The organism is Rhizobium sp. OAE497, assembly GCF_040546565.1.
GTDB lineage: Bacteria > Pseudomonadota > Alphaproteobacteria > Rhizobiales > Rhizobiaceae > Rhizobium.
Map to the genome: position 1 here is coordinate 710,114 of NZ_JBEPOA010000002.1, position 9,887 is coordinate 720,000.

The window sequence follows — 9,887 nt, forward strand, 5'->3', positions numbered from 1 at the left end:
AATTATCCCGCCAAGTCAGGCGCTCTCGCCTAGTTTCCGATCAAACGCCATGAATTTCGGGAGGATGGGATGAGCAACTGGATCAAGGCCTGCGAGATCGACGATGTCGAGAATGAGGATGTGATCCGTTTTGATCACGCCGGCCGGACATTCGCGGTCTATCGCAGCCCCGATGACAAGTTCTTTGCGACCGATGGCATGTGCACGCATGAGAAGGTGCATCTGGCTGACGGGCTGGTCATGGACAACATCGTCGAATGTCCGAAACATAACGGCCGCTTCGACTATCGCACCGGCGAGGCCCGTGGCGCCCCCGTCTGCGTCAACCTCAGGACCTACCCCGTGAAGGTCGAGGATGGCGCCGTCTATCTCGGTCTGGAGTGATGCCGATGGCCGATTTCGTTATCATCGGCGCCGGGCAGTGTGGAGCGCGGGCGGCCATGGCGCTGCGCGAGCAAGGCTTTGATGGAGGCATCACGCTCGTCGGCGAAGAGCCGCATCTGCCCTACGAGCGCCCGCCGCTTTCCAAGCAGCATATGTTGGAACCCGAGGCCGCATTGCCGCTCTTCATTGCCGAAGGCGCTGCCTTTGCCGAGCGGGGGATAGCAGTTGTCACCGATGACGCGGCGGCCCGGATCGATCGCGACAGCAGGACGGTCCGTTTGGCCAGTGGCCGCACGCTCCCTTATGACAAATTGCTGCTCGCAACCGGTGCCGCACCCCGGCGGCTGCCGGCTGCCGAAGGCCTGGAACATGTCTTCTATCTCAGAACCCATGACGATGCGGCGCGTCTTTCCAGGCGGTTGTCGCCGGGCAGCCATCTTGCCATTGTCGGCGCCGGGTTCATCGGCCTCGAGCTTGCCGCTTCGGCACGAAAACGTGGGCTTGAGGTGACTGTCATCGAAGCGCTGCCGCGCATCCTGATGCGGGCCGTGCCAGAGGCAATTGCCGAGAAGGTCCAGGCGCTGCATGAAGCTAACGGGATCAGCATTCTTCGCGGATCCGGAATCGACCGCCTCACGGGTAGTGCTGACGGTGTCGGCCTGACATTGGCTGACGGGACGGTGGTGAACGCCGATATGCTCGTCGTCGGTATCGGTGCCCAACCGCGGATCGAGCTCGCGGCGCAGGCAGGGCTTACGATCGAAAACGGCATTGCCGTCGATCAAACCTTGCAGACCTCTGATCCTGCCATCTTCGCAGCGGGCGACTGCTGCTCTTTTCCCTATGACGGCCGTAGGATCCGGCTCGAAGCCTGGCGCAATGCGCAGGATCAGGGTGCCCATGCCGCGGCAAGCATGCTCGGCGACGCCGGGCCCTATGAAGCCGTGCCATGGTTCTGGTCGGATCAGTTCGACTGGACGCTGCAGATCGCGGGGCTTGCGGACAAGGCAGTGTCAGCAGTGCGCCGCGATATCGGCGACGACGCTTTCATTCTCTTCCATCTTGCCGAAAACGGCCGTCTCGTCTCGGCGAGCGGCTGGGGTCCGGGCAACAGGATCGCCAAGGACATCCGGCTCGCCGAGATGCTGATCGCCAAACATGCGACACCCGATCCTAGCGAACTGACTTCGCCTGCAGTGAACTTGAAATCCCTGCTGCCACGCGGCTAGGGTTGGATCAGCGAAATTCTGGGAGGAATTCAATGGCAGAGGTCAGGATCGGCATTATCGGCACAGGCGTGATGGGCAGCGACCATGCCGCAATCCTTGCCGAGGGTGTCGCCGGTGCAAGGCTCGTCGCCGTGCAGGACTTTAGCCGCGAGCGGGCGATTTCCGTCGCCGAGCAGTTCGGCGTGCGGGTGATCGCAGAAGCCGATGCCCTGATTGCTGACCCCGAGATCGACGCCATCATGGTCTGCTCGCCGGACGAGACGCACGCGGCGCTGGCATTGAAGGCGATTGCCGCCGGCAAGCCGGTTCTCGTCGAAAAGCCACTCGCCTCAAGCCTTCCCGAAGCAGAAGAGATCATCCGCGCGGAGCAGAAAGCAGGCCGCCGCCTGGTTCAGGTCGGCTTCATGCGCCGCTTCGATCCCGGCTATCGCGAGATGAAGCAGGCGCTGAACACGGGCGAGTTTGGCCGCGCCCTGTTTCTCCATTGCATCCACCGCAATGCCGTTGCGCCCGACTACCTGACCTCGGACCTCGTCATCGCAAATTCCGCCGGGCACGAATTCGATATCGCCCGCTTCCTGCTCGATGAGGAAATTGCCTCGGCCTTCGTTGCGAGCCCGCCGGCGACGCGAAATGCGCTCAACCGCCAGCCGCAATTCATCCTGCTGCAGACCGCATCTGGCGTCGTCGTCGACATCGAGGTCTTTACCGATGCGCAATATGGCTACGATGTTCGCGCCGAGCTCGTCTGCGAGGACGGGACGGTGGCGCTCGATCCGTCGCCCCATACGTCGTTGCGCGTGAAAGGAAACGATGGCTTCCGCACGCCTGCCGACTGGCGCCCGCGTTTCCGCCAGGCCTATCGGGCGCAGCTTGAGGCGTGGACGGCGGGTATCCTGAGCGGAACGCCGACCGGCGCCAGCGCCTTCGATGGCTTCATGGCGATGCAGGTCACCAAGGCCTGCCTGCAGGCCTGGAAATCCGGCGAGCGGGTTGCCGTGGCTCAGCACGAAAAACCCGCGCTCTACCGCGTTTGATCTGCTGCTCCTTCAGAGCCGCGACCAGAGCGCCCTGATCTCGTCTTTCAGGAACAGAGCCTCCTGCCAGCGATCTGCGCTGTCCTCGCCATCGCGGCCCGTGATCGCATAGGGTTTCGGGCCGAGTTCGCAGGTGAAGGCGAGCACCTCATCCGGTCCGGCGCGCCCCTTCCAGCTGCGGAAGCCGTACTTCCACCAGGTCATGAAGAGATCGAGCCAGGGCTTGTGATGCGGGAAGGAGATCTCGATCTGCACCTGCTCGCGCGAGGCGACGCGGCCATGAAAGGCCCAGGAACTGTCGAGAATGCGGTTGATCAGCGCGTGGTTCTCATCGGAAACAGGCCAGGCGAATTCGCGGCCGACCAGGAAATGCGAGAGGTCGCCGAGCAGCTTCAGATCCGGCAGGCGGTCCATCAGGTCGAGGGTGAAGAAGAGATCGGTGGTCATCCGGTCGCGATGCGTCTCGATGAAGACGGGGATGCGCGCCTCTTCGGCGAGACGATGCCAGCCTTCGAGCAGCGGCAGGCAATCCTCGATCCGGCGCAACCGGACATCCGGCTGCAGGCAGAGATGGGCGACACCGAACTCCGCCGCATTCTCCAGTGCCGGCTTCAATTCATCGATCGTCTTCGGAAAACACTGTCCTTCCGCCTTCAGCCCATGCTCTTTCAACAGGCCGGCGAGGTTCTGCACATAGCTGCGATCATACCAGTGGGCGCTGACGCCATCGAAGCCCGCCTCCGCGATCAGGCGGATATTTTCCTCCAGCGATCGCTCCGGTTCTCTCGCGCTTCGAAGCTCCATCGCCCAGAGCGACTGGAAGACATTGAGGGTTTGCATGGCTTACCTCCCGGGTATGGTGTTCAGAGATTCTGGGCGCTGACGGTCATGAACCGCACGGGATCGGTGATGACCTCTGTGCGGATGATATCGAGCTTCCGCAGGATGAGATCGACCGAGCGGCGCGCCTGCACTTCGGGCGCCTGATCGAGACAGATGTCGAGAAGGCCGCTTTCGAGATAGCGCTTCTTCTTTTCGGTCAGCTCATGGCCGACCCAGAAGATATCTCTTTGCTTGGCCCATTGCTGCAGGACGATCGCCACGCCCTCGTCGCCGCCGCCGGCCGAATAGACGCCGATGATCTCGGGGTCGCGCCTGAGCGCCTCGCCGAGGAGCTCGGCGCATTGCAGATCGTCGTCGCGGCCCATCATCACCAGCGAGAGCGCGTGGCCTTCGGCGCTGCGCTCGGCCATATAGTCGGAAAATCCCTGGATGCGCTGGCGGTGGTTCGAATAGGCGCCGCTATGGCAGATGGCCGCGAAATTTCCGGGACGTGCCGCCAGCATGCCCGACATATAATAGGCGGCACTGCGGCCCGCTGCATAATTGTCGATGCCGAGGTAGGGAACCTCGGGATCGTCGCAGCGGGTCACCACCTGTGCAACCTCGACGCCGGTGGCGCGCACCTGACGCAGCGCCTCGATCACCTTCGGATGGTCTTGAGAGCAGATGATCAGTCCCGATCGGCGAAAGCTCGGATTGGCGATGTGGTGCGCCATGCCGATCGGGTCGCTTTCCTTGATGAAGGTGCGGTGCAGGATGACGGCGCGGTCGAGCGACGCCGATATGCGCTCGAAGGCCTGGTTCAGCCGGGCGAAGAACGAGGTCTCGGGCCTGACAAGGATGACTTCGATGCGGATTGCACCGCGATGGGTCTCGGTCGAACGCTCGCCATAGCCGAGCTTCTTGGCGGCGCGGATGACCTTCTCGGCGGTCTTTTCGGTGACGCCGCCGCGGCCGTTGATGACCCGCTCGACGGTGGCGATCCCCAGTCTTGCCTCCCGGGCGACATCCTGCAGCGTCGTCTTTTTCATCAAAACCTCCCCCAAATTCGCCTGGACAGTCAAGCATTCCAGCGCCTCCGGTGAAATACCGCAATTGATCAAAACACATCAAAACAGCGATGGGAATTGGCCCTGCGGCTGCGGTAATTTTTGCCTCACGAGTTGGAGGATTTCAGATGGACGACACACTATACGGCAAACGCAACAAACGCGGCGACTGGGCGCCGTTCAAGCTCATCCAGTATCCGCCTGTGTTCATCTGGCCGGTCCAGCCGCTGCGTTTCCTGAAATGGCTGTTTGGTTATCCGGGCTATCTGATGCCCTGGAACGTCCTTTACGCGGTGATCGGCACGCTGCTCTGGCTCTACGCCACGCCGTCGCTGGAGACGGCAAAGACCTTCTCGATCGGCTGGATCGTCTGTCTGCTCGTGCGCAATGCCGCGATCGTGCTGGTCTTCTTCGGCGCCTTCCATCTGCGCCTCTATATGCAGAAGAAGCAGGGCACAAGCTTCAAGTTCAATGCCAAATGGCCCTCTGTCGGCAACGACGCCTTCCTTTTCGGCAACCAGACGGTCGACAATGTCATCTGGACCTTTGCCAGCGCGGTGCCGATCTGGACGGCATTCGAGGTGCTGACGCTCTGGGCTTTCGCCAACGGCATCATTCCCTATGTGTCCTTCGCCGAGCACCCGGTCTATTGCGCCGTCGTGATGTTCTTTATTCCGACCTTCCGCGACCTGCATTTCTATCTGGTGCATCGCCTCATCCACTGGCCGCCGCTCTATCATGCCGTCCACAAGCTGCATCATAACAACGTCAATCCCGGCCCCTGGTCCGGTCTCGCCATGCACCCGATCGAGCACCTTCTCTATTTCTCCGGTGTGCTGATCCACTGGATCGTCCCGTCCAACCCAGTGCACGCGATCTTCCACCTGGCACATGCGGGCCTTGCCCCGGCACCCGGCCACGCGGGCTTCGACAAGATCGTCGTCGGCGAGGAGAGCGCCATCGATACGCACAGCTACGACCACTATCTCCATCACAAGTATTTCGAATGCAATTACGCCGATGGTGTCATCCCGCTCGACAAGTGGTTCGGGACTTTCCACGACGGTTCGCCCGAGGCCCAGGAGCGCATGGACAAGCGCTTCATGGAGCAGGCAAGGCGCCGCGCCGAGAAGAAGGCGCGCGCCGAGCAGCAGGCGAGCTGATTGATTTCCCAAGCGAGCGACCGAGAAAGGCCCGGCCCCAAAGCCGGGCCTTTTGCTATGCGGATGCTCTGCAAATGAGGCGTTTTCATCAAATTATCGGCGGACCGCAGGGGCTTCCCCGGCTAACGTTTTCCTGCGGCCGCCTGGCGCCGCCTTATCTCTGGGAGGAGAGAACATGCTGAAATTGCTGACCACCAGTGCCGTTGCGCTGGTGCTTGCGTCGCAGGCGCACGCTGCCGACCGTATCGGTGTTTCGATGGGCACGCTGTCCAACAACTTTCAGACGCTGATCGTCAACGGCATGGAAGACTACGCCAAGTCGATCGGCGTGGAGCTGCAGATCGAAGACGCGACGACCGACGTCAACAAGCAGCTCGATCAGGTGAAGAATTTTGCCGCCGGCGGCGTCTCCGCCATCATCGTCGACCCCGTCGATTCCGACGGTACGCCCGCTCTCAGCAAGGTTGCCGAAGATGCCGGCATTCCGCTCATCTATGTCAATGTCCAGCCGACCGACCTCAACACGCTCGGCAAGCAGCAGGCCTTCGTGGGCTCCAACGAAACTGAATCCGGCACGTTGCAGACCAAGGAAGTCTGTCGCATGCTCGGCGGCAAGGGCAATGTCGTCATCATGATCGGCGATCTGACCAGCCAGGCGGCACGCCAGCGCACGCAGGACGTCCACGATGTCGTCAAGACGCCTGAATGCAGCGGCATCAACGTCGCCCAGGAGCAGGTCGGTAACTGGAGCCGCGTCAACGGCGCCGATCTGGTTTCCAACTGGCTGACATCGGGCGTCGAATTCGATGCCATCATCGCCAATAATGACGAAATGGCGCTCGGCGCGATTTCGGCGCTGAAGGCCGCCGGCGCCTCGACCGACAAGATCATCGTCTCAGGCATCGACGCGACGCCCGAGGCGCTGCAGGCGATGAAGACAGGCGATCTCAAGGTCACCGTGTTCCAGGATGCCAAGGGCCAGGGCAAGGGATCGATCGACGCCGCGATGAAGGCGATCAAGGGCGAGAAGCTCGACCGCGAGGTCTGGATCCCCTTCCAGCTCGTCACCCAGAAGAACATGGCGGATTTCGAACACCTGAACTAAGGCGCGGCCTGCCTCACGGGCGGCGTCAGGACGGCCACGATGCGCTCAGGCCATCGTGGCCATTCGCATGTCAGGTGGCGGGCAGGGGCTCGCTGATGACGACGAAATTGGCGCAGCTATGCTCGACATTGGCAATGCGGATGCGCAATTCGCGCCGCGAGGTCAGCAGAAACAGGAAGACCTTCTTGGCCCGTTGCGCTCTGCGCAGCACTTCCTCCCCGCCGAAAAGCAGGCCATCGCGCTCTCCGAGCTCGAAGGCGACATGCTCGCTATAGTTCTCGTCCGTGATGGTGATTGTTCCGAGACCCGACAGCATGTGAGCATTCCTCATGATGGGAATGACTTTTGTCGAAGTCCTAAATTAGTGCAACACGGTGTTCCGGTTTTCCACGAGATGTTGGAAAGCGTACCGGCGATCATAGAAAAGGGCACGCCGAACGAAGGCGTGCCCTTACATTGGGGAGATGGGTGGCGCCTAGAACTTGACGCCGACGCCGATCATGATGGTGTTCTGGTTCAGGTCGAAATCGCCGCCAGCCGCGCCGAAATTGCCGCTGCCGTAATCGGTATAGCGATATTCGCCGCGGGCAAAGATATTCTGCGTGAAGGCGTAGTCGATACCGGCGCCGATGGTCCAGCCGTTCAGCGTATCCGACTCGTCGGGCCCGACATCCGGATTGGCCTCGGCCCGGGCGATCGCCCAGCCGGCCGTGCCGTAGATCAGCGCATTGTCGAAGGCATAGCCGACGCGGGCGCGAACCGAGCCCTGCCAGGTCGTCTCGACCGAGCCAAAGGCTACATCCTCTTTGTTCCAGTTGTGCAGGACGTCACCTTCGACACCGACAACCCAGTTGTTGTCGAACTGATAATTATAGCCGCCGAAGACGCCGAGAATGCCGCCATTGGCATCGACATCCGACGCACCGGAAGGATCGAAGGTGTTCCAGCTATAGCCACCCTCGGCGCCGATATAGGGGCCGGACCAGGTGAAGACAGGCGTTATCGCCTCGGGCTCGACAGGGGCGGGCGGCGGCGTCAGGTCCGCGGCCTGAGCGGAAATGCCGGCAAGTGAGGCAGCCAGCGCGGTGAGAATAACGAATTTCATATTCGGCTCCCTAATGCTTAAGGGTCAAGTAGGGTGCCTGATCCAAAAGTCTCTAATTAATTTTGTAGCTGAGACCCAGGAATACAAGACCGGCGACCGGCCTGCGACAGATGCGCCATTGACTTCAGGCCGGGAAAACGACAGGTTCCGCCCATTCCGAGGGGAGCATCTGACGATGCTGAGATGGCGGTGAGCCGGACCCTTGAACCTGATCCGGGTCATGCCGGCGTAGGAACGGAACAAGATGCCGGCGGCATCTCCCCTTCTTCTTCGCTTTGCCTGGATCTCCAATTCTGTCTGGAGATCGCTTCGCCATGTCTGTCTTTCCATTCCCGCATTCGGCCCGCGCGAAGGCCTAGCGATGCGTCCGCTCAACGCCCTCGGCGGCGTGGCCCTGCTGATCGCTCTCTGGCAGGCGGCCATCTGGATCTTCGCGCCCGCCCATTTCATTCTGCCGTCGCCTGCCGACGTCGTCGCCGTCTTCGGCAGGCAGCCGCTCTTCTTGCTTGAGCAGAGCCTGACGACGGCGCTCGAAATCGTCCTCGGCCTCTTCTCCGGCGCCATAGCGGGGGCGGCCGTCGCCTTCGCGCTCGCCGCCTTTCCTGCTGCCGCCACGCTCGTCTGGCCGATGGTGATGATCCTGCAGGCTTTCCCGGTCTTCGTGCTGGCGCCGATCCTGGTTATCTGGCTGGGCTTCGGCATTGCCTCAAAGATCGCCATGGCGACGATCATCATCTTCTTTCCCGTCGCCTCCGCCTTTGCCGACGGGCTGCGCCGTACCGAACGGGATATTCTCGATGCGGTATCGCTGACAGAGGCCAGCCATTGGCAGACGCTGATGCGGATCCGCCTGCCGCTCGCCCTGCCGTCCCTCGTCTCCGGCCTCAGGATCGCTGCACCCCTCGCGCCACTCGGCGCCGTGATCGGCGAATGGGTCGGGGCGTCCTCCGGCCTCGGCTTCGTCATGGTGCAGGCCAACGCCCGCATGCAGACGGACATGGTCTTTGCCGCCATGGCCGTGCTCGCCGCCATGACCGTCATCTGCCGCGTCGCCGTCGACAGGCTCACCTCCGGCTGGACCCCATGGGCCACCACGGACTGACTTCTTCTTCCCGCATAATCATGGAGCAAACATGCTGCGTCTGATATCCGCCACTCTCCTTGCGATCGCGACCCTCGCGTCGCCCTCCTTCGCCAACGACAAGCTGACCGTCATGCTCGAATGGTTCGTCAATCCGGACCATGCACCGATGGTGATCGCTCAAGAGAAGGGCCTGTTCGCCGCCGCCGGTCTCGACGTCACCCTCATTCCACCCGCCGATCCCTCCGCTGTGCCGCGTCTCGTTGCTGCCAAGCAGGCCGATATCGGCATCCACTACCAGCCCAATCTCTATCTCGATCATGAAGCCGGATTGCCGATCGTCCGCATCGGCACGCTGGTCGAAACGCCGCTGAATACGGTGACCGTGCTGGCCGACGGGCCGATCAAGAGCCTCGCCGATCTGAAGGGCAAGAAGGTCGGCTTCTCCGTCACCGGCTTCGAGGATGCGATGCTGAAGCGGATGCTCGAAAATGCCGGTCTCAAGAAGGACGATGTCGAGCTCGTCAACGTCAACTTCTCGCTCTCGCCGTCGCTGATCGCGGGCAAGGTCGATGCGACCGTCGGCGGTTTCCGCAATTTCGAGCTGACACAGATGAAGCTCGAGGGTCATGAGGGCATGGCCTTCTACCCGGAAGAAAACGGCGTGCCGCCCTATGACGAACTGATCTTCATCGCCCATCGCGATTCGGCCGCCGATTCGCGGCTGCCGCGCTTCCTCGGTGCGATCGAGCAGGCCTCCGTCTTCATCACCAACCACCCGGATGACGCCTGGCAGATGTTTATCAAGGCCTATCCTGATCTCAATGACGAGCTGAACCGCAAGGCTTTTCTCGACACGCTGCCGCGCTTCGCCAAGCGCCCCGCCGCTCT

11 protein-coding genes and 1 riboswitch (1 of these 12 cut by a window edge) are annotated in these 9,887 nt (G+C 61.8%); of the genes, 7 read left to right on the forward strand and 4 right to left on the reverse strand.

Annotated features, from left to right (window positions below):
- Positions 1 to 69: 69 nt before the first annotated feature.
- Genes ABIE40_RS22815 through ABIE40_RS22825 form a run of 3 tightly spaced genes read left to right on the forward strand, consistent with a single transcriptional unit; the run spans position 70 to position 2,650 of the window.
- The gene (locus ABIE40_RS22815) at positions 70 to 384 is read left to right on the forward strand and encodes a MocE family 2Fe-2S type ferredoxin (RefSeq protein ID WP_130280899.1); all 315 of its coding nucleotides are present in this window, start codon (positions 70 to 72) and stop codon (positions 382 to 384) included.
- 5 nt (positions 385 to 389) lie between these two features.
- Positions 390 to 1,613: an NAD(P)/FAD-dependent oxidoreductase gene (locus ABIE40_RS22820; RefSeq protein ID WP_199625862.1), complete on the forward strand. Its 1,224-nt coding sequence runs from the start codon at positions 390 to 392 to the stop codon at positions 1,611 to 1,613.
- 32 nt (positions 1,614 to 1,645) lie between these two features.
- On the forward strand, positions 1,646 to 2,650 hold the full coding sequence (locus ABIE40_RS22825) for a Gfo/Idh/MocA family oxidoreductase (protein ID WP_199625863.1): 1,005 nt from the start codon (positions 1,646 to 1,648) through the stop codon (positions 2,648 to 2,650).
- A 12-nt stretch (positions 2,651 to 2,662) separates the two neighbouring features.
- Here ABIE40_RS22825 and ABIE40_RS22830 read toward each other — a convergent pair whose 3' ends face one another.
- Both ABIE40_RS22830 and ABIE40_RS22835 read right to left on the reverse strand, forming a co-directional pair.
- The gene (locus ABIE40_RS22830; RefSeq protein ID WP_199625864.1) at positions 2,663 to 3,490 is read right to left on the reverse strand and encodes a sugar phosphate isomerase/epimerase family protein; all 828 of its coding nucleotides are present in this window, start codon (positions 3,488 to 3,490) and stop codon (positions 2,663 to 2,665) included.
- A 23-nt stretch (positions 3,491 to 3,513) separates the two neighbouring features.
- Complete coding sequence (locus tag ABIE40_RS22835) at positions 3,514 to 4,524, reverse strand: LacI family DNA-binding transcriptional regulator (protein ID WP_199625865.1); 1,011 nt, start codon at positions 4,522 to 4,524, stop codon at positions 3,514 to 3,516.
- A gap of 146 nt (positions 4,525 to 4,670) precedes the next feature.
- On the opposite strand from ABIE40_RS22835, the gene ABIE40_RS22840 reads away from it, so the two are divergent.
- Both ABIE40_RS22840 and ABIE40_RS22845 read left to right on the forward strand, forming a co-directional pair.
- Positions 4,671 to 5,705, forward strand: coding sequence for a sterol desaturase family protein (locus tag ABIE40_RS22840; protein ID WP_199625866.1), 1,035 nt, complete (start codon positions 4,671 to 4,673; stop codon positions 5,703 to 5,705).
- Positions 5,706 to 5,880: 175 nt separating this feature from the next.
- Positions 5,881 to 6,810 (forward strand): sugar ABC transporter substrate-binding protein, encoded by a 930-nt coding sequence (locus ABIE40_RS22845; RefSeq protein ID WP_199625867.1) that lies wholly within the window; start codon positions 5,881 to 5,883, stop codon positions 6,808 to 6,810.
- Positions 6,811 to 6,880: 70 nt separating this feature from the next.
- Here the strand turns inward: ABIE40_RS22845 and ABIE40_RS22850 are convergent, their stop codons facing one another.
- The gene (locus tag ABIE40_RS22850) at positions 6,881 to 7,126 is read right to left on the reverse strand and encodes a hypothetical protein (protein WP_199625868.1); all 246 of its coding nucleotides are present in this window, start codon (positions 7,124 to 7,126) and stop codon (positions 6,881 to 6,883) included.
- 159 nt (positions 7,127 to 7,285) lie between these two features.
- The gene (locus tag ABIE40_RS22855; protein ID WP_199625869.1) at positions 7,286 to 7,915 is read right to left on the reverse strand and encodes an outer membrane beta-barrel protein; all 630 of its coding nucleotides are present in this window, start codon (positions 7,913 to 7,915) and stop codon (positions 7,286 to 7,288) included.
- 149 nt (positions 7,916 to 8,064) lie between these two features.
- A riboswitch (TPP riboswitch) is annotated at positions 8,065 to 8,167 on the forward strand.
- A 109-nt stretch (positions 8,168 to 8,276) separates the two neighbouring features.
- Here ABIE40_RS22855 and ABIE40_RS22860 point away from each other — a divergent pair.
- Positions 8,277 to 9,017: an ABC transporter permease gene (locus tag ABIE40_RS22860; RefSeq protein ID WP_199625870.1), complete on the forward strand. Its 741-nt coding sequence runs from the start codon at positions 8,277 to 8,279 to the stop codon at positions 9,015 to 9,017.
- Between the two features lie 31 nt (positions 9,018 to 9,048).
- Positions 9,049 to 9,887, forward strand: partial view of an ABC transporter substrate-binding protein gene (locus ABIE40_RS22865; protein WP_199625871.1) — the 5' portion only. It continues 100 nt past the right edge of the window; only the first 839 of its 939 coding nucleotides appear in the window; its start codon is at positions 9,049 to 9,051; its stop codon lies beyond the right edge, outside the window.